Origin of the sequence: Acetobacter persici (assembly GCF_018256955.1) — a bacterium.
GTDB lineage: Bacteria > Pseudomonadota > Alphaproteobacteria > Acetobacterales > Acetobacteraceae > Acetobacter > Acetobacter persici.
In genome coordinates, this window is sequence record NZ_JAERKU010000003.1 from 39,064 (window position 1) to 65,069 (window position 26,006).

Sequence of the window (26,006 nt, forward strand, 5' to 3'; positions counted from 1 at the left end):
CCCGCAGGGGATGTGTGCGAGATTTAGATGCATCCCGGCCCGATTACCCTCTGGCGTGTTGGCAAACAATGTCATAAATATTTTGCATGCGTACCCTGTATCACCTCCCCCTTTCCCCCTACTGCCGGAAAATCCGGCTTGTGCTGGGTGAAAAACGTCTGCCGTTTGAATCTGTTGTGGAACGGGTGTGGGAAGAACGCCCGGAATTCTACGCCATGAACCCGGCAGGTGAAGTGCCCGTGCTGGTGGAAGATAACGGGCTGGTGGTGCCGGATTCCTCCGTTATCTGCGAGTATCTGGAAGAAGCCTATTCCGATACGCCGCTGCTGGGCCGCACACTGGCCGAGCGCGTGGAAGTGCGCCGTCTGGTGGCGTGGTTTGACCAGCGTTTTGCGCGCGATGTGTCCCGCCGCTTTATTGGTGAACGAGTGATGAAGCGCATCAGTGGCCGTGGCAATCCGGACGGCACCGTGCTGCGGGAAGGCTATGCGGCCATGAAACCGCACCTGAAATACATCAATTTTCTGGCGGAAAACCGGAACTGGCTGGCCGGTAATTTCCTGTCTCTTGCGGATTTTACGGCAGCAGCGCATCTCTCCAGCCTCGATTTTATCGGGGATATCGACTGGTCCAAGGCTCCGGCGGTACGGGACTGGTACGCCCGCATGAAGTCTCGCCCCTGCTTCCGCCCGCTGCTGGGTGACCGTGTGTCCGGTATTACGCCGCCGGATTATTACGCCAATCTGGATTTCTGACGCGCGTGACCTTTCATAACGGGGGCGCATCACGCCACGCGCCCGATGTGCTGATTATTGGTGCTGGCGCTGCCGGACTGATGGCAGCGTTTACGGCAGCCCGGCGTGGTCGGCGCGTTGTGGTGCTGGACCACGCGCCGGAAGTGGGTCGGAAAATCCTGATTTCCGGTGGTGGCCGCTGCAATTTTACCAATACGGATATGCGGGCGGAACGCTTTATTTCCCAGAACAGGCATTTTGCCCGCTCGGCCCTTAGCCGGTATAGGCCTGCGCAGTTTCTGGAACTTCTGGCAGCCCATAAAATCCCCTGGCACGAGAAAAAGCTGGGCCAGTTATTTTGTGATAATTCCGCGCGGGATATTGTGCAGATGCTGCTGGCGGAATGTGCCGCAGCCCATGTGACGATCCTGACGGATGTGCGGATTACGGACGTCACAAAACCACAGGATTTCCGGGTGCAGACGTCTGCCGGAACCTTCACCAGCAAGGCGCTGGTGCTGGCCACGGGCGGGCTTTCCATTCCCAAACTGGGTGCAACCAGCTTCAGCTATAATATTGCGCGCTCTTTCGGCCTGCCGGTTATCTCGCCAGAGCCTGCTCTGGTGCCGCTGGTGTTCGGGCAGCCGGAGGAAAGCTGGGTGCAGTCTCTGGCCGGGGTTTCTCTCCCCGTGCGGGCATCCTGTGGCAAGACCGGGTTTGAGGAATCGCTGCTGTTTACGCATCGCGGCCTGTCTGGCCCGGCTTTGTTGCAGATTTCATCGTACTGGGACGCAGGGGAACCAGTGCGGATCGATCTGCTGCCGGGGCAGGATATGAACGCGCTGCTGGCCGGACTGAAAAAAGCTAAAAGCCAGATGAAAGGCCCTGCCGCATTAAGCCGCTGGCTGCCGCACCGGCTTGCGCAGGAACTGGCCCGGCAGAGTGCGCCTGAAGAACGCCCGGTGGTGGAATGGCCCGACCGCACACTGCGGGCACTGGCGGACCGTATTCACCGGCTGGACCTGCACCCCACCGGCACGGAAGGCTTTGCCAAGGCGGAAGTCACGCGCGGCGGGGTGGATACGCGCAAACTGTCTTCCAAAACCATGGAAGCGCAGACAGTGCCAAACCTGTATGTGATTGGTGAGGCTGTGGATGTAACCGGCTGGCTGGGGGGCTATAACTTCCACTGGGCATGGGCCAGCGGCCATGCGGCAGGCACGGCGCTGGCAAAGAGCGCCGCCACCTGACAGGTTTTGGGTGTTGGCCGCTTTCTTATCGTCCGTAAAATCCGGTTGCGGACTCCCGGCCCGGTGTTTGCTGGCAGGCAAGGGGCTCCAGCCGTTGCTCCCCGGTCTGTGTTTTTCTGAAAACCTGCTTAATCTGCACTGTTTTTCAGTTCTGCCGCCAGTTCCAGCGCGCGGGCATACACCGTGCGGCGGGGCAGGCCGATGGCTGTCGCGGCGAGGGCTGCGGCATCTTTGACGGAATGGGTGCTGAGCAGGCTGCGGAGGGTGGTGTCCAGATCATCCTCGCTGCTTTCTTCTGCGTCCGGTGGGCCGAGCAGGAGGGTGATTTCTCCCCGTGGCGGAGTTTCGGCATAAAACGCGGCGAGCGCGCCGACGGACCCGCGTCTGACTTCCTCAAACCGCTTTGTGAGTTCCCGCGCGACGGCGCAGGCGCGCTCCGCACCAAAAACTTCCGTCATGTCGGCCAGTGTTTCAGCCAGGCGGTGCGGGGCTTCATGCCAGATCAGGGTGGCGCTCAGACCCGCCCGTTCCGCCGCGCGAAGTTTTGCAAATGCTTCCTTGCGTGCGGCGGAGCGCGGAGGAGGAAAGCCGATAAACATGAACGGGAGCGGCGGCAGGCCGGACAGCACCAGAGCCGTCAGCGCGGCATTGGGGCCGGGGACGACGGTCAGGGGCAGGTCCGCCTCAATCACGGCCTGCACCAGACGGAATCCGGGGTCGGACATCAGGGGCATCCCGGCGTCGGACACCAGAGCCATGCGGGTGCCGTTCTGCATCCGCTCAATCAGGGCCGGAACGCGCTGGCGTTCATTGTGCTCGTGCAGGGCTTCCGTGCGGGTGGAGATGTTGCGGTCTGACAGCAGACGCGCCGTCATGCGGGTATCTTCACACAGAATCAGGTCGGCTTCGGCCAGAGCCTGCGCGCCCCGCAGGCTGAAATCCCCCAGATTTCCTATGGGTGTGGCCACCAGAGTGAGGCCGGATGCGCCGCTGGAAGAGGCAGCGAAGGATGCGTCCCCGGAAGAGAAGGCATGACGTGACGTCTTTCCTTCGCTATGGAGTGTGGACGTCCGGTCATAAGCTTCATCAGGCCGGTTGTTTGCGGAGGACGATCTGGATGATGACGCGCACATATTCTTTCCTGTCAAAGGCCTCCACGCGAGGTCTGGCTGGAAATGGCGCAGGACGCAAGACCGGAATGGTGGTTTTAGGTGCAGTCGGGCTTGCAATGGCCGGATGTGCGGACCAGTCCGGCACGGGCACGCTTCCCGCTCCGCAGGAACCCAAAGCGGCCACCAGCCACAAAATTGGCGTGCTTCTGCCGCTAACGGGGCCGAACGCAGCGCTGGGGCATGAACTGCTGGCCGGGGCGCAGCTTGCCCTTGCGGAAAGCGGCGCAGCCACGGCGCAGGGTCCATCACAGGCACAAGCGCAGGCACAGGGGCGCAGCGGCGCTCTGCAAATGGACGTGCATGATACGGCTGCCGCAGGCGGTGCCTCCGCTGCTGTAACCGCCGCTGTTGAGGCAGGGGATGGCATTATTCTTGGCCCGCTGACGGCGGTGGATACCGCTGCGGCCGCGCCTGCCGCGCAGTCCGCCAGCCTGCCGGTTCTGGCCTTTACCAGTGACGTCAATCAGGCGCGCGATGGCGTCTGGGTGATGGGCATCACGCCGGAAGATCAGGTTGAACGGCTTGTTGCAACAGCCCGGAAGGAAGGGCGGCAGCATTTTGCGGCCTTCCTGCCGGATAACCCGCTGGGGCACGCCCTCGGCAACGGTCTGCTGGCCTCCTGCCGGGATCAGGGACTGACGACCCCGACCATCGTCTATCACACCGGCTCTGCGGCCAGCATCACGCAAATGATGCGGGAACTCTCAGCTTACGATACCCGCAAGGCGGATGCGCAGCCGGACGGCAGCGCGCCAGCCCAGACGGCGGACGCCACCGCACCGGACAAGACTCTCCCGTCTGATCTGGCGGCGGCTCTTAACGGCGGGGCTGGCTCAGCCTCTGTCTCCACGGATGGCACGGCGCAGCCTGCTGCTCCCAAACTCGCCCCCCCGCCGTTTGATGCGCTGCTTCTGGGGGATACGGGGCTTGGCCTGAAAAACGTGATTGGTGCGCTGGCGGATAGTCAGGTCTCGTCCTCCTCCGTGCGGATTATGGGGCCGGGCCTGTGGGCCGCATTTGCCAGCAAGCTGGGGGCACTCAAGGGTGCATGGTATGCCGCGCCTGATCCGTCTTCCCGCCAGAGCTTTGTGACGCGCTTTATGGCGCGGAACCACCATATGCCCCGTCCGCTGGCGGATCTGTCCTATGATGCCGCGACCGTTGCCACCACAGTGGCCCGGACGACATCCCGGGGGTATCCGGTCAGCGCGCTCACCCGTCAGGAAGGGTTTGCCGGGGTGGATGGTCAGTTTACGCTGCTGCCGGATGGCCGCACCCGCCGTGCGCTGGGCGTGTTTGAAGTTCTGGGGAATGGGGGCGGCGCAAAGCTGCTGGTGCCCGCCACAACCAAAACCTCTGTTTCTGGCTAAACGCCACCGCGAGGCAGCGTCTTTCCGGATGGGAAGCACCTGCCTCGCCTGACGTATACTGGCGTCAGGCGCGCGCTGACAAGGGTTGCGTGCTGACGTCCTGCGCTGATGTGCGCGGCAGTCCGCCATACGTGTTTTGACATCGCCCCCGGGCCTTGTAAGCTTTTCCTGAAATCAGGGCTGAAAAGGTGTGCTGCGATGTTTTCCATTTTCTCTGGCCGGTCAGGCAGAATTGCCGCGTTCTCAGCCATTGTGCTGTTAAGCGGTTGTGTGAGCCCTGCCGAGCGCATTGCGAATAAGGAAGACCATCTGGCGGCTGCGGGGTTTGCATTTCGTCCGGCGGATACGCCCCAGCGGCAGGCGATGCTCAACAAGCTGCCGCCGCATCGCTTTGTGCGCCGCGTGCATGGGGATCAGGTTTTCTACGTCTACGCAGACCCGACAATCTGCGACTGTCTGTATGTGGGCGACCAGAAAGCCTATGGCGCGTATCAGCAGTACCGGCAGCAGCAGGCTATTGCGGATGAGCAGCAGGAAGCGGCTCAGGATTATCAGGATGCGTCCTGGAACTGGGGCGGCTGGGGCATGATGGGCCCCGGCTGGACGGGCTGGAACCCGGCATGGGGCAACTGGGACCCGGGAATGGGGTATTACGCGAACGGCTGGTAAAGCCTGTCAGGCGGCTTACGCGCGGTAAGCCCCCATTGTGCGGAGCCGCTGCGCGACCTTCTGCACCACATCATCCCATCTGCGCGGGGTGGTCTGGCGTATAATATGCATGGCCGGGTACCACGGGCTGGTATCCTGCCCGTGCAGCCATCGCCAGCAATTATCATACCGGTCCATCATGATAACGGGCTTGCCCAGCCCGCCCGCCAGATGCACGGACGATGTATCGACCGAGACAATCACATCCAGTGACATCATGAGCGAGGCTGTATCATCCATGGTGTGGAGTTCATCCGTCGGGTCATACAAAATCATGTCACGCGGCGGGTCCAGCATCTGGTCCGCATAGGGGCCTTTTTGCAGGCTGATAAGATTGATGCCGGGAATGGTGCTGAGCGGTTCCAGTGTATGCAGGCTCATGGAGCGCCTGCGGTCCACCATATTCGGGCCAATCAGTGTCGGGCGTGGCGCACCTCCCCAGATCAGGCCGACATTCAACTTATGGTTGTCAGGTAGCAGTTCGGCAAAAGTCTTCACTTTTTCCGGATCGGCCTTCAGGTATGGGACGGGCGCGCCCATAGCATCCGGTGTGGCGGCAAATACGCGCGGCAGGCTGATAAATGGGCAATGCCAGTCGTAAGGTTGCAGTTCTCCGCCCACCTGTACGGTGCCAACGCCTTCAAGCCGATGGCACAGATCTTCCAGCGTATCTGGCACCCAGAGGTGAACATGCGCGCCCCGGCGGGCCAGAGGTTCCACATAGCGCAGATACATCAGCGTATCGCCCAGACCTTCCTCCTGCGTGACCAGCACGCGCTGGCCGGTCAGATCCGTGTCCGGACCAAGGGAGGGGAGCAGACGGTCCTGCGGCAGGGTGCTGTGCCCCGGTAATTTCAGCCGCCATTCATGCTCGGCCCAGCCCTGCGCATAGCGTCCGGCCTTGAGCAGGGTGATGGAGTGGTTCAGGCGGATCTGCGCATCGGCCGGGCGCTGGGTAATCGCGCGGCGGTAAGCGGTCAGCGCCTCTTCAAACCGGCCTTCTCCCGCCAGAATACAGCCGATGTTGGACAGCGTGCCCGCGTGCTCCGGGTTTTCTTCCAGCACATCTTCCAGCACGCGCAGGGCTTCGGCCATCTTCCCGCTTTCTGTCAGCGCCATTGCCAGCATGTTGTAGGAATAGGTGGCGTTGGGGCGCAGACTGATGGATGTGCGCAGCGTCTCGACGGCCTCTTCAAACAGCCCCATCTGGGTCAGCACGCCGCCCAGAACGTCATGGATGCGGGCATCCTGAGGCGTGATTTTCAGGGCTATACGGCAGGCGGCGGCCGCATCTGGCCTGCGGTCCAGTTCCGCCATGATGGTGCTGAGGTCCTGCAACGGATGCACGGCTGTCGGGTTTTCCTGTGCGATACGGCACAGAATTTCCGCAGCCTGTTTCGGCTTGCCGGTGCCTGCCAGACAAAAGGCGCGCAGGATTTCCACCCCGTTATCCGCGCTGTCAGCAGAGTGGGAGAGAGCGGTGAGGGTATTTTCAAAATGCCCGGCTTTAATTTCACTCAGCGCCCGGCGCAGAATGGCAGGGTCAGGAGCCACGGAGGGCGCGGGAGAGGAGGCTTTGCGCGTCATGGCGTTATATTTACTGCCCTCCCGCCGCTGTGGAAAGGAAAACAGCGTGACGTATGAAAAAACCCGGCCAGGCACAGGGCCAGACCGGGTTTTTGCGTCAGATCAGAGGCCGGAGGCTCAGGCTGCTTTCATCACAGCCGTGAGGGAGTCCAGAACTTCCGCAGGGTCTTTTTTCTCAAGAACGGCGACTTCCGCCACAAAACGTTCCTGAGCCGCCTCAAACAGCTTCCGTTCACTAAAGCTGCCGTCCAGACTATCAACATTGCGGCGCAGGTCGCGCAGCACTTCGGCAATCTGGACCAGATCACCCGAGTTGATTTTTTCCTGATACGCCACGGCCCGGCGTGCCCACATGCCTTTGCTGACATGCGGCTTGCCCTTGATAATGGCCATGGCTTTATCCACAATCTCGCGCGAGACGATTTTGCGGAGGCCAGCCTTGCGGGCCTTGGTAAGCGGGATGCGCAGAGTCATCTGGTTGCCGGGGAAGGAGATCTGAATCACTTCCAGCTTGGTGCCGGCAATTTCGTCAACACCGATGCGGTCCACACGGCCTACACCGTGGGCGGCGTAGACAATAGCGTCTCCTTCCTGGAAGGGGTCGTCATCTTTAATTTTGGTTTTGGCCTGCGCTGCGGTTGTTGCGGCGGCAGTGCGTGCCATTGCGTCTGTCACGCCGCCTTTCGGAGTTGTTCTGAATGTGCTCATAACCAAACCTTATACCACAAATTCCGTGGTCTGTCTTCCAAAACGGCAGTCTGGCCCGTATGGCAGGCAGTGCTGTATCTCAGGGCTGAATGCCATCTGTTGCCGTAATGGGCGGCGCCAGCGGCAGGCCTGTAGGCTGCACCACATCAATCTCAATGGTGCGGGCCATGGTGGCCATGGGCAGCGCATGCGGTGTGCCGGAGAACGGTTCCTGAAGGTCACTCGCGCTCTTATCCAGCACCAGAAACAGGATGCCGACCAGTGAGGAGCCGAGCGGCGTGATCCATTCCAGCGTCTGGACCATGGAGAGCGGCAGAACGATACAGAAGACATTGACCAGCGCGCGGGGCAGGGCAGAAAACTGCATGGGCAGCGGGGTGTTCCGGATCCGCTCAAGCCCGCCCTGCGCATTGGCGAGGTCTGACAGAATACGGTCAATCTGGCCGTGCACTGCGCCATCAATGCCTTTTTTGGTGACTTCATCCGTCACTCCCAGCCCGAGCTGGTAGAGAATGGCGTTAGGCTGGTTGCGCCAGCCGGCAATGGCGCGCGCCATCTCCGGCGGCAGCAGGCGGTTGACATCCGCAGAGACATCCACATTGCCCAGCGCGCCGCGCAGAGCGTGCGGATAGGCTGCCATGCCCAGCATCAGGTCAGGCCGGTCCTTGAGCAAAGTGCCGACCTGCCGCCCGAAGGAGCGGCTGTTGTTGGTAATGGCTCCCCACAATGTGCGGGCCTCCCACCAGCGGGCATAGGCGCTGTTGCTGCGGAAGCCCATGAACAGGGCCAGCGCTGAACCAATAAGGGAGGTTGGCAGGCTTGGCTGTTCCATCCATTCCTGATGGAAGACCTGAAACAGGATAACCACGACGAAATCCCATGCTGTCATCAGCAGGATGACACCGAGAATTTCTTTACTGATGATACGCAGGCCGATCCGCTGGTCAACGATCATCCATTCACTCTCCGTTTTCTCTGGTGTCAGGCTTAACGCCGGACCGTAAAAGACAAGTGTGCTTAACAGTCTGTGGCCCGCAGAGTTTCCTTGCGCGCAATGCTGTAATGCGTTGAGTGCGATGATAGCACGCTCTTGTGGGGATGTGACGCGAGCCGGGTGTGCTTTTTAAAAAAAATATTATGATTTGCTTTTTGTCCCGGCAGAGGCCTGCACTCTGGCCTGCCGGTGGGAAAGGGGCTTATCGTGACAAGCAGGATGCCTGATGGCTTTTTAACGCCCGGTATCCGGAGTTTTGGACCACAGGAAAGGTCAGGCTGATGACGTCCAGCAACGTGCTGCAAACCAGATCAGAACATCTCTGCCACGGAGGGCGTGTCGGGTTTTACAGCCATGCCTCTGCTGCGCTGGGGCTGGATGCCCGCTTTGCGGTGTTTGTGCCACCGGGGGCGACTGCGGCGCGACCTGCGCCGGTGGTGCATGTGCTGGCGGGCCTGACCTGCACGGAGGAAACCTTCTTCATCAAAGCACATGCGCTGGCGGAAGCGGCGCGGCTGGGCGTGGCACTTGTCGCGACGGATACCTCGCCCCGTGGCGCGCACGTTCCGGGTGAGGAAGACAGCTGGGATTTTGGTACCGGAGCCGGGTTCTATCTGGATGCAACGCAGGAACCGTGGAGCCGCCATTACCGCATGGGCAGCTACATTGCGCAGGAATTGCCTGCCCTGACAGAACAGCTTTTCCCGCTGGATGGCACACGGCGCGGGATTATGGGCCATTCCATGGGCGGGCATGGTGCGCTGGTACATGCGCTGCGCGCGCCGGACTTCTGGAAATCCGTCTCGGCTTTTGCGCCTATTGTGCACCCTTCCGTCGTGCCGTGGGGCAAGAAGGCCTTTACCGGCTATTTAGGACCGGACCGCCAGACATGGCGCGCGCAGGATGCGGTGTGCCTGCTGGAAGACGGATACCGCCACCCGACGGATATTCTGATTGATCAGGGTGAGGCCGATCAGTTTCTGGAACGCGAACTGAAGCCGGACCTGCTGGAAGAGGCCGCGCAAAAAGCCGGACAGGCCCTGCGCATCCGCAGACACGCCGGATATGACCATTCCTACTGGTTTGTGCAGAGCTTTGCCGCAGACCACATCCGGCATCACGCGGCGGTGCTGGGTGGGGTGTGACAAGCGTGAAAGCAAATCAGAAAATATCACCGGGCAGCTTGCAGTTATTCGTATTTTATCTTGGTGGTGCGGCTCCCGGCGCGAATATTGAAGTGCATGATGTTCAGTTTGGCGTCGCAGAAAAACCGGAAACTGTTTATCCGGCGCTTGCTAAACGGTGGTTTGGAACGCGCAATTCGCTTCATGTCGACGCATATGGCGTGGTGGACTGGGCTGATGGTTTTGCGGTGACGGTATTTCCGGAAAAATCAGTGTCTCACAAGAAACTATATTTTGTGAATATGGGCGGTTATGCGGCGGGTGCGCTGAAGGAAGAGCACGAATTTACATTTCTTGTCGCTGAAACAGCAGACGAGGCCAAAGCTAAAGCGAAAAAGACCTTAATGTCTGGCTATGCGCATCTGCACAGAGACAATTTTATGGAAGTCGATGACTGTATTCCTCTGGAACAGATTGATGGTTTTCACATCCACCTTACGCCCCAGCCGGAGGGTGAGCCTGCAAAGGCGTTATGGCAGGGCTATCAGCGGATCTGATACACTCAGTCTGCGACGTGGGTTGGTGGATGCACAAAACCCGCAAGCGCACCAAGCCATTTTGCAAACTCCCGCAGGAGGAGGTGCAGGGTTGAGCGTTCAAAAGGGTGTTCCAGCGCAGGCGGGATGACGGGGTAAGGGTAGAGCGTCACACCCGGCAGGGTGCGGCGCAGTTCCACCAGCGCCCGGCGCATGTGGTAACCTGCGGTCACAACCGTCAGGGTATGGATATGGTTATCCACCACCCATGCGGCGGTCTCACTGGCGTTTTCAATGGTGGAGCGGGCCAGATAACCCAGCGTTACCCGGTCTTTCACGCTGTCCGGCAGGTGGGGCGGTAGAAGGTCTTGCTGGGTGGCCTGCGGGTCCACTCCGGAAATCAGCAGTTTATCTCCCCGGTTTTGCATCAGCAGGCGCAGGGATGTGTCTACCCGGCCCTGGCCGCCAGTGAGGGCGACAATGCCATCGGTGTGCGGCATGTTGTCCGGGGCGGGGCGCAGCGCGTCATACACAAACCACCCAAAGGCGCCGCAGAGCGCCAGACAGACAAGCAGCCCCATTTTAAGCCACCACAGGATAAAGCGGGACAGGCGGGAGGGGCGGTGGCGGCTGGCCTCGCGCCTCATGGCATCCGTCGCAGCCAGATGCGCACCATGATCTGCGTGGTCGTCCAGCCAATAAAAGCAGCCACAAATGGCAGAGCGGCAAGGCCCGCCAGCATATCACCCGGCAGCAGGTCAGGCAGGGTGCGCCAGTCTGGCATGGCAGGTGTGGCCGCCTGAAGTGTGGAGGCGGCAAACGGGGCGGCCATGCGGAAAAGCAGCAGGAGCGGGGCCATAGCCAGCAGCGTGCCCAGCAGGCCGCCGCCAAGGGCGAGGCCGCCGGTGCGGCTGGCAAAGCGCCCGGCAATATAGCTGTCAGTTGCTCCAAGCCCGTGCAGGATTTCAATAATATCGCGCCGGGTTGACAGGCCTGCTCTTGTGGCCAGCGCGGTAATCATGGTCGCAATGCCGCCCACGGTGACGAGCGCGAGGGCCGCGCAGGCCATCAGGCTCTCGGCCAGTGCGCGCAGGCGGCTGCTCCATTCAGCATTATGTTCCACCACGGTGCCGGGCACATGCGCATTGAGCGTCTGTTCCAGATCCGCCGGGGCTTCATGCCCTTCAGCCAGACGCACCTCAATCACGGCCGGGAGCGGCAGAGCCGTTTTACCCGCATCGCCGAGCCATGGGGTGAGCAGACGGGCCAGTTCCTCCTGCGTCAGCCGATGGACCTGCGTGCCTGCCGGAAGGGTGGAGAGGTCCGCCAGCACGGTCTCGGCCCGGCTCTGGCGGGCGGTTTTGTCGGTCTTGCCGGCCCCGCTCAGAGGTTGATCAGGTTCTGAGACCTGAATGGTAAGCAGTTGCGCGGCACCGCCAGCCCATCGGGTGGAGAGGGTGCGGGCGCCGGTGGCACCCGTCAGCGTCAGGGCGGCGAGAAAACTCATCATCGCGACCAGAATGAACAGGCTTCTGTCCGGCAGCGCTTCTGAAAGGGAGAGACCGTCTTTCCGGCCGGAAAAGGGAAGGGCCATGGCTCAGGCTCCATCCTGTACAAGGCGGCCGCGTTCCAGTGTCAGCGCCGGGCGGGGCAGGCGGCGGACCAGTGCCTCATTATGGGTGGCGACAATAACTGTGGTGCCCATGCTGCTCAGTTCACTGAACATATCCAGCAATTTATGGGCCTGCGGTTCTTCCAGCGCATTGGTGGGTTCATCGGCCAGAATCAGGCCGGGGCGGTGCACGATGGCGCGCGCAATGGCCGTCCTCTGCTGTTCCCCGCCAGACAGGCGGGAGGCGCGGACGTTCAACTGGTTCCCAAGCCCTACCCATTTCAGAATGGCGTGCACCTCGTCCGTAATCTCGTCTTCCGGCCTGTGTTGCAGGCGTAAGGGAAGAGCCACGTTATCGGCCACGGAAAGGTCCGGCATCAGCCGGAAATCCTGATGTACCATTCCGATTCTTTGCCGCAGGCGGACCAGAACAGCGCGGGGCGTGTGCGCGGTAACATCCTTATCCAGCAGGCAGAGTGTCCCATCGGAGGGCAGGTTTTCCACATGCAGCAGGCTGAGCAGACTTGTCTTGCCCGCACCGGACGGTCCGAGCAGCCAGCGAAAGCCCCCCTGAGGCACCGAGAAGGACAGGTTGGAGAGCACCGGTGTACTTGCTTTGCGCTCCCTGCGCCACGAGACGTTGCTGAGACGAATCATGGTGAAAGCACGGGTCTGCCAGCCAGTGGCAGGCAGGAAGGGCGGGGGTTACGCATGAAGCCAGTGTAACGGAGGGAAGGCGGTGCTGTCGATTCGATTTCTGGTGCAGGTCCGTTCAGGGTTGCGGTTCTCTCAGCGTCTGAAGCGCAACGGCCGGGAGAGGACGTGCAGCATGTTTGGGGGCCGTTACGGGGTGCGGCTTTGGGTAGGTTCCCTGGAGGCGTCCTGCGGCACCGGAAGAGCGGAGTATGCACAGTCGCCCTTTTCAGTTCACGGCTTATGCGCAGAATAAGGGAGCAGAGTCGGAGGGGCAGGTGCAGAGTGTGCGGGATTGGATGCTGACGGACGCTTTCTGGCGATGGGCGTGGTGCATCAGCCTTATTGTGGCCATGCTGGCAGGCGTGGCCTGTTATGAGTGGTGGGATGATATTGTGCGGGTCTGGCCCGCTGCCGCCCGTCTGTATCTGCCGGGGTGAGGTCTCACCCCACCCGGTGCAGGGTGGGGGAAGTTTGCAGCGTCTTGGCCGCCAGATGACAGTCAGCCAGATTACATATTACGGCCAGCCAGCGTGGCCAGAGTGGCACCGGCGGCTGCCAGACCCATGAGCAGAATACCATCCCAGACCATGCCGCTGGCTGTCAGCGTGTGGCCTGCGACTGTGATCTGTGCCGGAATGGCGGAGGCGACGTTGGCAATGGCATCCCGCGCCTGAGGGTCCGCAGAGGCGCTGACGTGTGAGACGGCGCCAATCAGCACCGGCAGCGCTTTCCACGCAACACCGGCAATCAGCAGGAGCGGGGCAAACAGTTCAGCCAGCTGCTGAATGAAATAGAAGAAAAAATAGCAGACGGCCCAGAGCCCGGCGCGGGCCAGCCTGAGGGCGGGAGAACTGCTGCCTGATGCGTCTGAGACAAAAGAAAACGGCCGATGAGCATCAGCACGGTTGGGGGTGGGGTCCATGGGGCTGGTGTTTCCTCGGCCAGTAAAAGCAGGGTGTGCCGCGCTCAAGAAACCGGCAGGCGCGCACAGAATTGCCACGATTATACACAAGAGAGGCGGGAGGGCACAGACGCATGACCTAAAAGGTGGTTGCTGTGGCTTTCCTGCTATAACACGCCGTAAGGGGCGTCTGGGTGAAAGGCTGAATTCTCCCTCTGGTAACGCATTCGCGAACAGACGGGACCGCCGGGATTTGGTTAGATAGAGCGATTCACGCTCATGAATGCGCGGCCTCTGTGGCCGTCAGGCAAGGGCATGATGTAGAAAAAAATAGCGGAAGAAAGCAGGACACCTGAACAACGTGATGTGCGCTCCGGAACAACAGGTGCGGGATGCGGGATTGAGATGACAGTTGGTTCGGGTACCGTTTTGCTGGTGGGGCTGGACCCCGTGGGTGAGGGCGCTTTTTCCTCGCTGCTGACCCAGCGCGGCTTGCAGGTTCAGTCTGTCTCCACGGGATGTCAGGCCTTTGCGGGGTTTGAAAGCCAGTTGCCGGATTTGCTGGTGGTGGCGGGCACCCTGCCGGATATGTCCGTGGCGCGGCTGTGCCAGCGGCTGCGGGTGAATGCCGTGACCCGCAGTATTCCTGTTCTGGTTCTGCTGGAGGCACCCGATGCCGAGCAGGAACGGCTGGTGCTGGAACAGGGGGCGGATGCCTGCCTGAGCCGTCAGGCTGATCCGGCTTTTCTGATGTTCCGCGTCTGTGGTCTGCTCCGGGAAAATGATGAAGACCCGCTCTCCCGCGCCGGGGGAACATTCCGCCAGCCCAGCGTTGCTATTGCGACGGCGCCGGGAGGGTTGTTGTGGTCCTGGCGGGGCGGTGGGCGGGATGCGCCGCCGGTCTTGCAGGATTTGCTGCGGCGGCATGGAGCCACGGTCTCTCTGATTGACGATCCGGCTGATTTCAATCTGGCAAACTGCCCTGTGGGCAAGGACCAGCCGGATTGTCTGGTCGTGGATCTGGCCTGTCCGTCCTTTGATGGTCTGGCCTTTGCCCATACGGTTGTAGCCATGCGCCGCCGGACCCGGCAGTGCATGCGCGTGCTGGGTATGGTGGAAGGCGGTCAGCTTTCCGGCCAGATGGCCAGCATGGCCTTTAGCGCTGGCGTGGATGATCTGGTGGATGCGGATATCGCGCCGGATCTGCTGGTGGCGCGCATCAGCAGCCTTGTGCGGCGTAAAATGGTGCAGGATGAAACCCGCCGGGAAGAAGCACATATTGAAAGTGCCCGCGCCCGTATGGCGCTGGCGGATGCGCTGCGGCGGGTGAATGCGGATCTGGCCTCAGCCAACCGCAAGCTGATTGAGGCGCAGGCCAAGCTGGTACAGTCCGCCAAAATGGCGTCTCTCGGGGAACTGGCTGCCGGGATTGCGCATGAATTCAACAACCCGCTCGCCTTTGTTCTGGCGCATGAAAATACTGTTAATCGCAGTATTTCCCGCGCCCTCAGCGCCGTGCGGGAAGGCGATACGCTGGCGGCGGAGCAGGCGCTGGCAAAAAGCAGTGAGCGTCTGGCGGCCTCCCTCATCGGCCTCTCCCGGATGCGGGATCTGGTGGTGAGTCTGCGGCGGTTCTCACGGCTGGAGGAAGGGGAGTTCAGCCGTCTGGATGTGCCGGAAGCCATTGATATGGTTCTGACGCTGCTGGCTCCCAAGCTGGGCCAGAATATTCGTGTGATCTGTGCGCTGGACGCCCCGCCGGACCTGTTCTGTCAGGCCGCGCTGGTCAATCAGGTTGTCATGAATATTGTCAGCAACGCTGCCGATGCCATTACGGAAAAGCAGCGTGAGCAGGAGGCTGCGGGCCTTGCCGCGGGCGAGGAGGACCGGATTGAAATTACGTCCTCTCTGGAGCCTGCCACCACCCATACCGGACAAGATTACGTTATCCGGATTAGTGATACCGGACCGGGTGTGCCGAAAGATCTTCAGGAACGCGTTTTTGAACCGTTTTTCACAACAAAACCTGTAGGCTCAGGAACAGGGCTCGGGCTGGCGACCGCGTATGGCGTTGTGCAGGCCCATGACGGGAGTATTGTTGTGACCGATGCTCGGGAGAACGGCGGAGCCTGCTTTACGTTGCGTGTGCCCTATCGGGCTGAAGAGGAAAGGCGCACCCATGCTGCCTGAACCTGACAAAAGGCCCGTTGTCCTTATTGTGGACGACGAGCCGGAAATACTGATTGCTCTGACAGACCTGCTGGAAGACGCGTATGACGTGCTTTCCGCATCCTCGGGCGAGCAGGGGCTTGCGCTGCTGAAGCAACGGTCTGACGTAGCGGTGATTGTGTCCGACCAGCGGATGCCGGGCATGACGGGGGATGTGTTTCTGGCCCGGGCCAGACTGTTGTCCTCCGCCGGAGCTATTCTGCTGACGGGCTATGCGGATATCACCGCGGTGGAAGCCGCGTTGAATCAGGGGCAGATTTCCTTTTTTGCCTATAAGCCTTGGGATGATGAAACCCTGCTCTCCATGGTGGGGCAGGCGGCGTCCCGCTACCGTCTGGAAAAAGAGCTGCAATGCGAACAGCTTTTGCTGCGCGGGCTGCTGGATAACCTGCCGTTTGGTCTGGCGTTCAAGGAAGAGACCGGGCGCTTTATTCGCCTCAACCGCCAGATGGCGGACCAGTTCGGCCGGAGCATAGAGGCCTGCGTTGGGCAGACGGAAGAAGAACTGGTGGATGCCACCCGTCTGGATAGCCTGAAAGAAGCGCAGAGAGTTCTGGATTCCTCTGGCCGGGATCAGCAGATTTTGCAACTGGCTGGGCCGGACGGGCAGGCCCGCTGGCATGACCTGACGCGCGTGCGGCTGGACGGTGAGCCGGGAGTGACTGTGTCCGGCGGGGCTGCGGGCCTGAAAAACTATTCCATCCTGATTGACCGGGATGTGACAGATCTTCTGGCCATGGAGCAGCGTCTGCGTCAGGCCGAAAAAATGCAGGCCATTGGCACGCTGGCGGGCGGGATTGCTCATGACTTTAACAATCTTCTGACGGCTATTCTCGGCTCACTGGAACTGGTGATGGATCTGGAGCCGCCGAAGGAGCCCGGTGTGGCGCGGCTGTTCCATAATGCGCTGGAAGCCGCACGACGCGGCGGAGCGCTGACGCAAAAGCTTCTGGATTTCAGTCGTCCACGCCATCTGGCCTGCCAGCAGGTTGATTTGCGAAAACTGATGGCGTCCCTGCAAAGTTTTATGTCTCAGGGCAAAGTGCCGGATGAAATTCAGGCAGTGCTGGGGCCGGAGGGCGGCTATTCCAGCAGCCGCATCAGCACTGTGCAGTTTGAACTGCCTGATGCGCCCTTGCCTGTGGTCTGGACGGACGCAACACAACTGGAACTGGCGGTCTTCAATCTGTGCGTGAACGCGCTGGATGCGCAGCCGGAAGGCGGTGCGACGACCGTTTCTGTGCGGCAGGCGGCGCGTCCGCTCGGGCTTGTGAGCAATACGCATAATGGGGAAGCCTGGGTTGTGGTTCAGGTGATGGATCGCGGCGTGGGCATGACGGAAGAAATGCAGGCCCGTATTTTTGATCCGTTCTTCACCACCAAAGGGATCGGGCAGGGCACTGGGCTTGGTCTGTCCATGATCTATGGCTTCATCAGCCATTGCGGGGGGGAAGTGCGGGTGGAAAGTGTGCCGGGTGGCGGCACGTCCATTGAACTCTGGCTGCCGGCCATGGCGGAAGAACGCCCGGCGGTTCCGTCTATTGCGACCGCACGTGTGCAGGCTGCCTCTCCGCAGAAATTGCCGCCCGTCCAGCAGGGCGAAACTATCCTTGTGGTGGATGATGAACCGGGAGTGCGGGCTGTAACAGCCGGTTTCCTGCGCCGCGCCGGATATGCGGTTCTGGAATCCGCCAGCGGTGCTGAGGCGCTGGGGGTGATTGCCGATAAACCGGATATCGCGCTGGTCGTGATGGATGTGATGATGCCCGGCATGAACGGGGATGAAGTCGCCCGCCGCCTGCATACCGTGCGGCCGGAACTGCCTGTGCTGTTTGTCACCGGCTATGCAGATCTTGCGTCCCTGCCGGAAGGGGTTACGGTTCTGCATAAACCCTACACGCGGGACGCCCTGCTGGGGGATGTCAGGGCCATGCTGGCCGCATAAGCGGTGCTTTCCTGCCCGCAGGCCTCTTGTGCTGGCGGCAGGAAAGCTTATCTCTTGCTACTATGCAAAGCTTTCACACAGCCTCCTCCTCGCATGATCCCGTCGGATGGCACGGGACAACAATCCTCTGTGTCCGGCGTGGCCCCACTGTGGCTATGGCCGGGGATGGACAGGTCACACTCGGTCAGACCGTGATTAAAGGGAACGCCCGTAAAGTGCGGCGGATTGGCCCTTCCGGTTCCATTCTGGCCGGATTTGCTGGTGCCACGGCGGATGCCTTTACGCTGCTTGAGCGGCTGGAAGCCAAGCTGGAGCGCTACCCCAATCAGCTTGAACGCGCCTGTGTTGAACTGGCAAAAGACTGGCGGACAGACCGGTACCTGCGGCGGCTGGAAGCCATGATGGCCGTGGCCGATGCTGAACATTCTTATACCCTGACAGGCAATGGCGACGTTCTGGAGCCGGAAGACGGCATTATCGCCATTGGGTCCGGGGGGAATTTTGCCCTCTCTGCCGCTCGGGCGCTGCTGACGGTTGAAGGGCTGGACGCCGAGGATATTGTGCGGCGGTCCATGAAAGTGGCCGGGGATATCTGCGTTTATACGAATCATTCTGTCAGGGTGGAAACGCTGACGGCCTCTCCTTCAACAGATAAGGTTTCTTCCTGATGGATGCACCGACCTTTTCTCCGAGGGAAATTGTCTCGGAGCTTGATCGTTTTATTGTCGGGCAGGGTGACGCCAAGCGGGCTGTGGCCATTGCGTTGCGCAACCGCTGGCGGCGTGCGCAACTGGCCGAAGGGCTGCGCGAAGAAGTTGTGCCCAAAAACATCCTGATGATCGGCCCGACAGGCTGCGGGAAAACCGAGATTGCCCGCAGGCTGGCAAAACTTGCGCAGGCCCCGTTTTTAAAAGTTGAGGCCACCAAGTTTACGGAAGTCGGCTATGTGGGGCGCGATGTGGAAAGCATTGTGCGGGATCTGGTCGAAGCCTCCATCACCATGCTGCGGGACGTCAGACGCAGGGATGTCTCGGTCCGTGCAGCGCAGGCGGCGGAAGACCGGCTGGTTGAAGCGCTGGTCGGGGCAACGGCCTCGGCCGAGACCAAGAACAAATTCCGCGCCATGCTGCGGGATGGCCAGCTTGAAGATAAAGAAGTCGATATCGCGGTTGTAGAGGCTGCTCCGTCAGGCGGTGGCGAGATGCCGGGGATGGTCCCCGGTCAGGTCATCAACTTTAGCGAGATGATGAAAAACTTCATGAGCAAGACGCCCCAGCAGCGCCGCCTGAAAGTGGCGGCTGCGCGGGAGTATCTGGAGCGTGAAGAAGCGGACAAGATGCTGGATACGGAAGCCCTGACGCGCGAAGCCGTGGCCCACGCACAGGAAAACGGCATTGTCTTTCTGGATGAAATTGACAAGGTCTGTGGGCGTGCCGCCGATGGTGGCGGCCGGAGTGGCGATGTCTCGCGTGAGGGCGTGCAGCGGGACCTGCTGCCGCTGATTGAAGGCACGACGGTTTCCACCAAATATGGCCCGGTGAAAACGGACCATATCCTGTTTATTGCCTCCGGTGCGTTCCATCTTGCCAAACCGTCTGACCTGCTGCCGGAATTGCAGGGGCGTCTGCCCATCCGTGTGGAACTTCAGCCGCTGACCCGTGAGGATCTGCGCCGCATTCTGACGGACCCTGAACATTCTTTGCTGAAACAATATACGGCACTGCTCAGCACGGAAGATGTGACGCTGACATTCTCGGACGGCGCGGTGGACGCACTGGCTGAGCTGGCTGCGGACATTAACGAGCGCGTGGAAAATATTGGCGCACGCCGTCTGGCCACGGTGCTGGAAAAGCTGCTGGAGGAAATCTCCTTCACGGCGTCTGACAGAAAAGGGGAGGCCATTCATGTTGAAGCCTCTCTGGTTCAGGAAAAAGTTGCTCCTCTGGCCCGCAAGGGTGATCTCAGCCGGTTTATTCTGTAATGAACGCACCTTTTGTTTTGCCGGAGGAAGACACAGCCTCCGAAGCGATTGACGCTATCCGTGATGAACTCGACGTCTTTGACGACTGGATGGAACGCTACCAGTACATCATTGAAATGGGCCGCAAACTGCCGCCCTTTCCGCCGGAGTGGTGCAATGATGATCATCGGGTGCCCGGTTGCCAGAGTCAGGTCTGGCTGGAAGCACGGGAGGAAGATGGCAAGCTCTACTTTGCCGGGCTTTCCGATGCTGCGATTGTCTGCGGTCTGGTAGCGCTTCTGCTGCGTGTGTATTCCGGGCGGCCACGTGAGGAAATTATGGAGACAGATCCTCAGTTTTTGCGGGATCTGGGGCTGGTGCAGGCTTTGTCCACCAACCGTGGTAACGGCGTGGAAGCCATGGCGCGGGCAATCCGGTCGGCTGCGGCGTCTTTAAAAGTTTAAGTCTAAAAAAGTCTTCTTGCGGGAAAAATCTGCAAGAAGACTTTTTCATGGAATGCCATTTCTTTGACGAAATTGAATATTTAATTTGTAATTATATGGATAATTACTGCGTTGTTTTATTATCATTTCTCCCTATTGTATTTTTAATACTATTTATTGATATTTTTCATTTATTTTAGAGTGTCAATTATTTTTATTCTTAATGTATGTTTTTATAAATATATGAAGAGAATGAAGAAACTTAAAAATATCTGTTCATGATTTTCTTCATGCAGTAGCCTTTAAATCGTTATGGCCGTCTCTTGTTTTGAAGGATTTTATCTATCCTTCAAGATTTTGTATTTTTTTTGAGAATTTCAGATCAGGCCATGGTCTTTTAAAGCGAGAAAATTATAAAATGTCGTCTCTTATTTATCCTAAAGAAAGAACATTAGAGAAAATAACACTCGTTCTGGGTATCATTTTCTGGTTGCTTCTTCTTGTTGGTACATTTGGTGTTGCCCTGCTTGTTCTTCTTGTGGGGTATATTTTCTATCTTTTTGCACAGTCAGCTCTCATTTCTTACATCAAGGGCAATGGTGTTCTGCTAACATCACGGCAATTCCCAGACCTGCACCAGCAGTTTGCAGAATGTTGCGCCACACTGAAGATGGAGCCGTGGCCGGAGGTTTACATTCTGCATGGCAACGGTGCCATGAATGCATTTGCTACGCGTTTTTTGGGGGCTCAGTACGTAGTGCTCCTTTCCGATGTTGTCGATGCCATGAGTGCTAACCCGGACGGTGTCCGTTTTTATCTGGGGCATGAAATTGGTCACCTGCACATGCGCCACCTTGGTAAAATGTTTCTGCGCTGGCCAGCATTGTGGCTTCCGCTGCTGGGCGCTGCGTATTCTCGTGCGCGTGAAACTTCATGTGACCGATATGGCCTCGCCTGTTGCTCATCGCCGGACAATGCCGGGCGGGCTCTGGCTGCGTTGGCTGCCGGGCATAAGCGCTGGAGAGATCTTGATCTTGAGCAGTTTTGCCTCCAGGTGCGTGAAACCTCAGGTTTCTGGATGTCTTTGCATGAACTGACAGCAGGATATCCGTGGCTGACAAAGCGCGTGGCCCGTGTCACGTTGCGAGAGGCCCTTATTCCTGCGCGCTCAAAATTTTCCTACCTTCTTGCGTTGTGCGTGCCTTACGCAGGGCGTAGCGGCGGTCTGTTTGCCCTTATAATTTATATCTATATTTTGTTTTTCGCCTTTGCGTTTGGATTGCCTTTTTTGAAGGATGTAACGGCAAGGTTTGAGGCAATTAAGATGGTGAACGAGACCGCAGTTGCACGCAATGCGCTGACAAATGCCTATTTTAATAACCGCCAACCCCCAGCTTCCCTTGCAAGTCTTGGTGTGCCGACTGGCCTGCCCAACGGAGATCGCCTGCTCTACAATCAGCAAAACATGACGCTTGTTATCAATTCTGGCGGTAAGAGCATCCGGCTGATTCCGTCCTTGCTTGACCAGAACAAGATCATCTGGCGCTGTGTTGCTGTGGAAGGTTTGACGACCAAGCAGCTTCCAGCCTGTAAAGGTCCTCGCTAACAAGGGTCATACTCCGCCTTAATCAGGCTCAGAATATTATGACAAGCTTGTCTTAGGGAGTGATTTCAACGCCCCTGTCGATAGAGCAAAAAAAACCGGCGGCTCTGGAGAGCGCGCCGGTTTTTTTAACCGTTTTATTCGTTCCGAAAAAAGTCTGCGTTACGCAGGTTTTTTCTCAGAAAGGCCTTTCAGAACATCCGCGGGGCGGATGGGCTGGTGGCGCAGGCGGACACCCACAGCATTAAACACACCGTTGGCAATGGCTGCACCAATGGTCGTTACACCCGGTTCGCCCAGACCCATGGGCTTTTCTGTGCTGTCCACAAATTCAATATCCATCTCCGGGATATCGGTAATGCGGAGCGGGGTGTAGGTGTTCAGGTTACGGTCCCGCACGTTGCCGTTTTCAATTTCGGTGTTCTCAAACAGCGCCATGCTCAGGCCCCACAGAGCGCCACCTTCCGTCTGGGCCATAGCGCCATCCGGGTCCACAATGGTTCCGGCATCCAGCACCAGCCAGATTTTCTGGCAGGTGACAGCACCGGTTTTGCGGTCCACATGGACCTGCACAGCTCCCGCCGTCCATGTCGGCATCGCGCGTTCCTGCCCGAAGGTGGTCGCAATGCCAATGGCGGTATCAGGCGGTAACTGGGCTTTGCCATAGCCGCATTTTTCCACCAGACGCTTCAGCACATTGGCCTGACGGGTCGCACCACCGACGGAATCCGGTGCCTTGCCCGCGTTGCGACCTTTGGCTGTCAGCAGGGAGAGGCGGAACTCAACCGGGTCATGGCCGAGGTCATGCGCCAGTTCATCCAGAAATGCTTCATGCGCCCATGGCGTCCAGCCGGAGCTCACGGAACGCAGCCAGCCGGGGCGGAACGTGGCGTCTGCCAGATCATTATCCAGCGCACGGACACGCATCGGGCCGACATCATACCAGTGGTCAGCGCCTGCAATGGCGAACTGATCATACGGTTTGCCGTCAGCACCCTTTTCCATGAAGGCGGCTGCCATAACACGGGTCGGCCAGCCTGCGGAGGCATGGTGCTGCCAGCCTTTGAGGTTTTTCTGGTCGTCCAGCGCCACGCGCACCGTCTGGATGGACGGGGAGCGGAAGGAGTCAAACTGCATATCATCCGAGCGGGTGAGGATCAGCTTGACCGGCTTGCCGTCCAGCGCCTTGGAAATCAGAGCAGCGGGAACCGCGTAATCCCCGTTCAGGCGTCGGCCAAAGCCACCGCCCAGCAGATAGCTGCGCATGATAACGTCGGACTCTTTCACCTGAAGAGCCTTGGCAATTACCGGCAGGAACAGGGACTGCCACTGGTTACCGCAATGGATTTCCCATTTGCCATCCTGCAGGCGAGCCAGAGCATTCATCGGCTCAAGCTGGTAATGCAGCACGGAGGCGCAGGTATAGGTGCGTTCAAAAACCTGTTTGGCGGAGGAAAAAGCGGCATCCACGCCATCATCATTGAACACGCAGGTGCCGCCGGTTTTTTCGGCAATCTGCTTGCGGCCATGTTCGAGAATGTCTTTTTCCGAGACATTGGCCGTCTTGCCCGGTGTCCACGTGACCTTCAGCGCATCGGTTGCGCGGATGGCGGCGGGATAGGTGGAGGCAATAACAGCCACCCAGCCGGGCACCGTTTCGGACGGGTCTTCCAGAACGATGTAGCGGATATAGCCTTTGATCTTTTTGGCTTCACTATCATCCACGGAAACGACTTTGGAGCCATAGCGCGTGGGCGGCAGTTTGGGCCGCGCATACACCATGCCGTCCAGCTTGGCGTCGATCCCGTAAATGGCGGTACCATCCGTTTTGGCCGGAATATCCAGCGCCCGGACTTCCTTGCCAATCAGGCGGCGTTCAGAGTGCGGCTTGAGCGGCAGCTTGGCCATCTCATCCGGTGTGAAGGACCGCGTGGGGCGCGCATGGCTGACAATGTCCCCAAAGGAGACGGAGCGGTTGCCAGCAACTACCCGGCCATTACGGGCGACGCAACTGGCGGCCGAGGTGCCGAGCAGTTTAGCGCCTTCTTCCACCAGCACGGTGCGGGCGGCCGCACCGGCCTGACGGAAGACATCCCACGTCATCCACACGGACCATGACCCGCCGGTGACCATCAGGCCCCATTTCGGGTCTGTATCCACGTAGGTAATGCGGACTTTATCCCAGTCGGCTTCCATTTCATCCGCAATGATACGGGCGAGGGCGGTGCCGATATGCTGGCCCATTTCCGCACGGATGATGTTGACGTTGACGACGCCATCCGGGCCGATGGAGCACCAGACGGTGGGTTCAAACGCGCCATTGCCGGGCAGGCTGCTGTTCTGCGGGAAAGTCTGGGCGGCGGAGGCCTCCCGTGCAAACCCGAACATGAACGCCGAGCCAAGGCCTGTCAGCAGCACGCCGCGGCGGGTCGGGCCACGTCCGGCCGCACGGTCCTGCCGGGCTGCAATGCGTTCCAGTTTACCCATTAGACTTCTCCTCACGCATGGCGGCGGCGGCTTTTTTGATGGCCTTGCGGATGCGGACATACGTCATGCAGCGGCACAGGCTGCCGCCCATTACGCCGTCAATTTCTTCATCCGTCGGGTCCGGATAGTCCTTCAGCAGGCTGACGGCCTGCATGATCTGGCCAGACTGGCAGTAACCGCACTGCGGAACCTGAATGTCCCGCCATGCCACCTGCACAGGGTGCTCACCCTCGGGGTGCAGGCCTTCAATCGTGGTGATCTCAGCCCCTTCAACGGAGCTGACCGGCGTGATGCAGGAGCGCGTGGCGCGGCCGCCAACATGCACCGTGCAGGCGCCGCACTGGCCAACGCCACAGCCAAATTTGGTGCCTGTCTGGTCCAGCTCGTCACGCAGGGCCCAGAGCAGGGGGGTATCTTCCGGCACATCGACGGAAACGTCACGGCCATTGAGTTTGAACTTAATCATGAGTGGCTCCGTGTGCCGCCTTAGTGAGAAGAATTGACGGGAAGGGTTTTAACGGTCTTGCGAATTTCCGCAGCTTTCTTCTCAAGGTCTGTCCAAGGCGGCAGCGTGGTGCGGGTGCGGCGCAGGTAGGCGGCGATACGGGCCATATCTGCGTCGGACAGAGCGTTATAGAAGCTGGGCATGGCAACGCCGGACTGACCTTCTTCCGCAGTCAGACCGTGCAGCATGACCTGATACAGGTTGGTCGGCTCATCCAGCCACAGCGCATTGTTCAGCGCCAGATCCGGGCGGCCAAGCACGGGCATGGGGGCCGCGTTATAATGGCAGGCCCCACAGGCGCCCTGATACAGGCGGGCATCCGGGTCCAGCGTATTCGGGCCGATCAGATCTTTTTTGGACTGCTCCATGGCGCGGGCAAGGGCGGCCTTGTCATGCCCCTGCCGTTCTGCCGCGTGGTCCACATCCGCATAGTAATGTGCAATGGCATGCACATCATAATCGGGCACCTGAGAGAGGAAGCGGTGCGGGATGGGGGACATGGGGCCGCCAGCCGGGCCGTGCAGCGGGGCTACGCCAAAGCGCAGATACTGGTACAGCTCGTCTTCCGTCCATGTGGTGGGTGTCGGGTTCTTGTCGTTCAGCGGGGGGGCAATCCACGCATCCACCACAGCGCCATCATACATGGAGCCCTTCTTTTCGGCCCCCATCAGGTTACGGGGCGTATGGCAGGCGCCGCAATGGGCATTGCCTTCCGCCAGATAGGCACCACGGTTCCACAGCGCATCATGGCTGGGGTCGGGTTTGTAGACGCCGGGGGTGAAGAACATCAGCTTCCAGCCCGCCTGAAAAATACGCAGGCTGAGCGGGAAGGGCAGCTCATTCGGACGGCGGGCCATATGCACGGCGGGGCGCGTCATCAGATAGGCATACAGATCAGAAATGTCCTGATCCGTCATTTTGGTGAAGTGATCGTACGGGAAAGCCGGGATCAGATGCACACCCTGACGGGAGACGCCGTAACGCAGGGAGCGGCGCAGCGCCTCTTCCGACCATGCGCCAATCCCCATTTCTGGGTCCGGGGTGATGTTGGAAGAATAGATTGCCCCGAACGGGGTTTCCATTTTGTAGTCACCGGCAAGCTCAGGGCCGCCGCCATTATCTGTGCGGGTGTGGCATTCCGCGCAATAGCCTTCAGCCGCGACAATGCGGCCGCGGTCAATCTGCTCGGCGGAAAAGCTGCTGGCAGCCGGCGGCTGTATTGTAGCAATCGGCGGATACCAGGCATAATACAGAAACCCGAGCCCGCCCAGGACACCAGCCCCGACAGCTCCTGCTAAGAGACGTTTAATCACTCTACCCCCAATCCTGTGCATACGACAGCCAGCCGAAGCTGAAAGACTGAAAACGCCCAGTCTCCCTCTTCGGGAGGTCCGGGAACCTGCCGTCTGAAGGTCTGTTATTTAATAGTGGACAAAACTTAT

At 59.7% G+C, this 26,006-nt stretch carries 24 protein-coding genes; 13 read left to right on the forward strand and 11 right to left on the reverse strand.

Annotated features, from left to right (window positions below; translation table 11 throughout):
• The first annotated feature begins 86 nt into the window (after positions 1–86).
• Positions 87–755, forward strand: a complete 669-nt coding sequence (locus JK199_RS04585; protein WP_077930082.1) for a glutathione S-transferase family protein — start codon at positions 87–89, stop codon at positions 753–755.
• A gap of 5 nt (positions 756–760) precedes the next feature.
• On the forward strand, positions 761–1,984 hold the full coding sequence (locus JK199_RS04590; protein WP_212374168.1) for a BaiN/RdsA family NAD(P)/FAD-dependent oxidoreductase: 1,224 nt from the start codon (positions 761–763) through the stop codon (positions 1,982–1,984).
• Positions 1,985–2,112: 128 nt separating this feature from the next.
• On the opposite strand, the gene rsmI is transcribed toward JK199_RS04590, so the two are convergent.
• The gene (gene rsmI / locus JK199_RS04595) at positions 2,113–3,117 is read right to left on the reverse strand and encodes a 16S rRNA (cytidine(1402)-2'-O)-methyltransferase (RefSeq protein WP_212374170.1); all 1,005 of its coding nucleotides are present in this window, start codon (positions 3,115–3,117) and stop codon (positions 2,113–2,115) included.
• Here rsmI and JK199_RS04600 point away from each other — a divergent pair.
• Together JK199_RS04600 and JK199_RS04605 are read left to right on the forward strand one after the other, a co-directional pair.
• A complete protein-coding gene (locus tag JK199_RS04600; protein ID WP_212374662.1) occupies positions 3,105–4,526 on the forward strand; it encodes an ABC transporter substrate-binding protein in 1,422 nt (473 codons plus the stop codon). The genes rsmI and JK199_RS04600 overlap by 13 nt on opposite strands.
• Before the next feature lie 198 nt (positions 4,527–4,724).
• Positions 4,725–5,195 carry a hypothetical protein gene (locus JK199_RS04605; protein WP_212374172.1) on the forward strand — a complete coding sequence of 157 codons (471 nt, stop codon included), beginning with the start codon at positions 4,725–4,727 and terminating at the stop codon, positions 5,193–5,195.
• A gap of 15 nt (positions 5,196–5,210) precedes the next feature.
• Here JK199_RS04605 and JK199_RS04610 read toward each other — a convergent pair whose 3' ends face one another.
• The 3 genes from JK199_RS04610 to JK199_RS04620 all read right to left on the reverse strand — a co-directional run bounded on the left by JK199_RS04610 (position 5,211) and on the right by JK199_RS04620 (position 8,484).
• Complete coding sequence (locus JK199_RS04610; protein WP_212374174.1) at positions 5,211–6,821, reverse strand: tetratricopeptide repeat protein; 1,611 nt, start codon at positions 6,819–6,821, stop codon at positions 5,211–5,213.
• A 117-nt stretch (positions 6,822–6,938) separates the two neighbouring features.
• The gene (locus JK199_RS04615) at positions 6,939–7,529 is read right to left on the reverse strand and encodes a CarD family transcriptional regulator (protein WP_025825521.1); all 591 of its coding nucleotides are present in this window, start codon (positions 7,527–7,529) and stop codon (positions 6,939–6,941) included.
• A gap of 79 nt (positions 7,530–7,608) precedes the next feature.
• On the reverse strand, positions 7,609–8,484 hold the full coding sequence (locus tag JK199_RS04620; RefSeq protein WP_077930078.1) for a bestrophin family protein: 876 nt from the start codon (positions 8,482–8,484) through the stop codon (positions 7,609–7,611).
• A gap of 320 nt (positions 8,485–8,804) precedes the next feature.
• On the opposite strand from JK199_RS04620, the gene fghA reads away from it, so the two are divergent.
• Both fghA and JK199_RS04630 read left to right on the forward strand, forming a co-directional pair.
• Positions 8,805–9,668 (forward strand): S-formylglutathione hydrolase, encoded by an 864-nt coding sequence (fghA, locus tag JK199_RS04625; RefSeq protein WP_212374177.1) that lies wholly within the window; start codon positions 8,805–8,807, stop codon positions 9,666–9,668.
• A gap of 5 nt (positions 9,669–9,673) precedes the next feature.
• Complete coding sequence (locus tag JK199_RS04630) at positions 9,674–10,204, forward strand: DUF1543 domain-containing protein (protein ID WP_342356288.1); 531 nt, start codon at positions 9,674–9,676, stop codon at positions 10,202–10,204.
• A gap of 5 nt (positions 10,205–10,209) precedes the next feature.
• Here JK199_RS04630 and JK199_RS04635 read toward each other — a convergent pair whose 3' ends face one another.
• The 3 genes from JK199_RS04635 to JK199_RS04645 all read right to left on the reverse strand — a co-directional run bounded on the left by JK199_RS04635 (position 10,210) and on the right by JK199_RS04645 (position 12,452).
• Complete coding sequence (locus JK199_RS04635) at positions 10,210–10,764, reverse strand: YdcF family protein (RefSeq protein ID WP_342356295.1); 555 nt, start codon at positions 10,762–10,764, stop codon at positions 10,210–10,212.
• 62 nt (positions 10,765–10,826) lie between these two features.
• Entirely contained in the window at positions 10,827–11,777 is a 951-nt protein-coding gene (locus JK199_RS04640) for a cell division protein FtsX (RefSeq protein WP_212374181.1), read from the reverse strand.
• Positions 11,778–11,780: 3 nt separating this feature from the next.
• Entirely contained in the window at positions 11,781–12,452 is a 672-nt protein-coding gene (locus JK199_RS04645) for a cell division ATP-binding protein FtsE (protein ID WP_212353736.1), read from the reverse strand.
• A gap of 248 nt (positions 12,453–12,700) precedes the next feature.
• Here JK199_RS04645 and JK199_RS04650 point away from each other — a divergent pair, with 248 nt between their 5' ends.
• Positions 12,701–12,928, forward strand: a complete 228-nt coding sequence (locus JK199_RS04650; RefSeq protein WP_212374183.1) for a hypothetical protein — start codon at positions 12,701–12,703, stop codon at positions 12,926–12,928.
• 71 nt (positions 12,929–12,999) lie between these two features.
• Here JK199_RS04650 and JK199_RS04655 read toward each other — a convergent pair whose 3' ends face one another.
• Positions 13,000–13,413: a hypothetical protein gene (locus tag JK199_RS04655; RefSeq protein WP_077930070.1), complete on the reverse strand. Its 414-nt coding sequence runs from the start codon at positions 13,411–13,413 to the stop codon at positions 13,000–13,002.
• A 384-nt stretch (positions 13,414–13,797) separates the two neighbouring features.
• On the opposite strand from JK199_RS04655, the gene JK199_RS04660 reads away from it, so the two are divergent.
• The 6 genes from JK199_RS04660 to JK199_RS04685 all read left to right on the forward strand — a co-directional run bounded on the left by JK199_RS04660 (position 13,798) and on the right by JK199_RS04685 (position 21,575).
• Positions 13,798–15,582 (forward strand): ATP-binding protein, encoded by a 1,785-nt coding sequence (locus tag JK199_RS04660; RefSeq protein WP_212353734.1) that lies wholly within the window; start codon positions 13,798–13,800, stop codon positions 15,580–15,582.
• Positions 15,572–17,566: a response regulator gene (locus JK199_RS04665; protein WP_212374185.1), complete on the forward strand. Its 1,995-nt coding sequence runs from the start codon at positions 15,572–15,574 to the stop codon at positions 17,564–17,566. The genes JK199_RS04660 and JK199_RS04665 overlap by 11 nt, the downstream gene beginning before the upstream one ends.
• 62 nt (positions 17,567–17,628) lie before the next feature.
• Positions 17,629–18,234 carry an ATP-dependent protease subunit HslV gene (gene hslV / locus JK199_RS04670; protein ID WP_025825502.1) on the forward strand — a complete coding sequence of 202 codons (606 nt, stop codon included), beginning with the start codon at positions 17,629–17,631 and terminating at the stop codon, positions 18,232–18,234.
• Positions 18,234–19,547: an ATP-dependent protease ATPase subunit HslU gene (gene hslU, locus JK199_RS04675; protein WP_212374187.1), complete on the forward strand. Its 1,314-nt coding sequence runs from the start codon at positions 18,234–18,236 to the stop codon at positions 19,545–19,547. The genes hslV and hslU overlap by 1 nt, the downstream gene beginning before the upstream one ends.
• Positions 19,547–19,990, forward strand: a complete 444-nt coding sequence (locus tag JK199_RS04680; protein WP_077930066.1) for a SufE family protein — start codon at positions 19,547–19,549, stop codon at positions 19,988–19,990. The genes hslU and JK199_RS04680 overlap by 1 nt, the downstream gene beginning before the upstream one ends.
• A 307-nt stretch (positions 19,991–20,297) precedes the next feature.
• Complete coding sequence (locus tag JK199_RS04685; RefSeq protein ID WP_212374189.1) at positions 20,298–21,575, forward strand: M48 family metallopeptidase; 1,278 nt, start codon at positions 20,298–20,300, stop codon at positions 21,573–21,575.
• 159 nt (positions 21,576–21,734) lie between these two features.
• Here JK199_RS04685 and JK199_RS04690 read toward each other — a convergent pair whose 3' ends face one another.
• Genes JK199_RS04690 through JK199_RS04700 form a run of 3 tightly spaced genes read right to left on the reverse strand, consistent with a single transcriptional unit; the run spans position 21,735 to position 25,877 of the window.
• Positions 21,735–24,059 (reverse strand): xanthine dehydrogenase family protein molybdopterin-binding subunit, encoded by a 2,325-nt coding sequence (locus JK199_RS04690; protein WP_212374191.1) that lies wholly within the window; start codon positions 24,057–24,059, stop codon positions 21,735–21,737.
• Positions 24,052–24,525, reverse strand: a complete 474-nt coding sequence (locus JK199_RS04695) for a (2Fe-2S)-binding protein (RefSeq protein ID WP_025825495.1) — start codon at positions 24,523–24,525, stop codon at positions 24,052–24,054. The genes JK199_RS04690 and JK199_RS04695 overlap by 8 nt, the downstream gene beginning before the upstream one ends.
• Positions 24,526–24,545: 20 nt before the next feature.
• Complete coding sequence (locus JK199_RS04700; RefSeq protein WP_202205662.1) at positions 24,546–25,877, reverse strand: cytochrome c; 1,332 nt, start codon at positions 25,875–25,877, stop codon at positions 24,546–24,548.
• Between the last annotated feature and the right edge of the window lie 129 nt (positions 25,878–26,006).

Bases quoted from the DNA above. Each gene is read 5' to 3' on its own strand.
- JK199_RS04585 (WP_077930082.1), top strand. From the start codon at position 87: ATGCGTACCCTGTATCACCTCCCCCTTTCCCCCTACTGCCGGAAAATC.
- JK199_RS04600 (WP_212374662.1), top strand. From the start codon at position 3,105: ATGACGCGCACATATTCTTTCCTGTCAAAGGCCTCCACGCGAGGTCTG.
- rsmI (WP_212374170.1), bottom strand. From the start codon at position 3,117: ATGTGCGCGTCATCATCCAGATCGTCCTCCGCAAACAACCGGCCTGAT.
- JK199_RS04605 (WP_212374172.1), top strand. From the start codon at position 4,725: ATGTTTTCCATTTTCTCTGGCCGGTCAGGCAGAATTGCCGCGTTCTCA.
- JK199_RS04610 (WP_212374174.1), bottom strand. From the start codon at position 6,821: ATGACGCGCAAAGCCTCCTCTCCCGCGCCCTCCGTGGCTCCTGACCCT.
- JK199_RS04615 (WP_025825521.1), bottom strand. From the start codon at position 7,529: ATGAGCACATTCAGAACAACTCCGAAAGGCGGCGTGACAGACGCAATG.
- JK199_RS04620 (WP_077930078.1), bottom strand. From the start codon at position 8,484: ATGATCGTTGACCAGCGGATCGGCCTGCGTATCATCAGTAAAGAAATT.
- fghA (WP_212374177.1), top strand. From the start codon at position 8,805: ATGACGTCCAGCAACGTGCTGCAAACCAGATCAGAACATCTCTGCCAC.
- JK199_RS04635 (WP_342356295.1), bottom strand. From the start codon at position 10,764: ATGGGGCTGCTTGTCTGTCTGGCGCTCTGCGGCGCCTTTGGGTGGTTT.
- JK199_RS04640 (WP_212374181.1), bottom strand. From the start codon at position 11,777: ATGGCCCTTCCCTTTTCCGGCCGGAAAGACGGTCTCTCCCTTTCAGAA.
- JK199_RS04645 (WP_212353736.1), bottom strand. From the start codon at position 12,452: ATGATTCGTCTCAGCAACGTCTCGTGGCGCAGGGAGCGCAAAGCAAGT.
- JK199_RS04650 (WP_212374183.1), top strand. From the start codon at position 12,701: ATGCACAGTCGCCCTTTTCAGTTCACGGCTTATGCGCAGAATAAGGGA.
- JK199_RS04655 (WP_077930070.1), bottom strand. From the start codon at position 13,413: ATGGACCCCACCCCCAACCGTGCTGATGCTCATCGGCCGTTTTCTTTT.
- JK199_RS04660 (WP_212353734.1), top strand. From the start codon at position 13,798: ATGACAGTTGGTTCGGGTACCGTTTTGCTGGTGGGGCTGGACCCCGTG.
- JK199_RS04665 (WP_212374185.1), top strand. From the start codon at position 15,572: ATGCTGCCTGAACCTGACAAAAGGCCCGTTGTCCTTATTGTGGACGAC.
- hslV (WP_025825502.1), top strand. From the start codon at position 17,629: ATGCAAAGCTTTCACACAGCCTCCTCCTCGCATGATCCCGTCGGATGG.
- hslU (WP_212374187.1), top strand. From the start codon at position 18,234: ATGGATGCACCGACCTTTTCTCCGAGGGAAATTGTCTCGGAGCTTGAT.
- JK199_RS04680 (WP_077930066.1), top strand. From the start codon at position 19,547: ATGAACGCACCTTTTGTTTTGCCGGAGGAAGACACAGCCTCCGAAGCG.
- JK199_RS04690 (WP_212374191.1), bottom strand. From the start codon at position 24,059: ATGGGTAAACTGGAACGCATTGCAGCCCGGCAGGACCGTGCGGCCGGA.
- JK199_RS04695 (WP_025825495.1), bottom strand. From the start codon at position 24,525: ATGATTAAGTTCAAACTCAATGGCCGTGACGTTTCCGTCGATGTGCCG.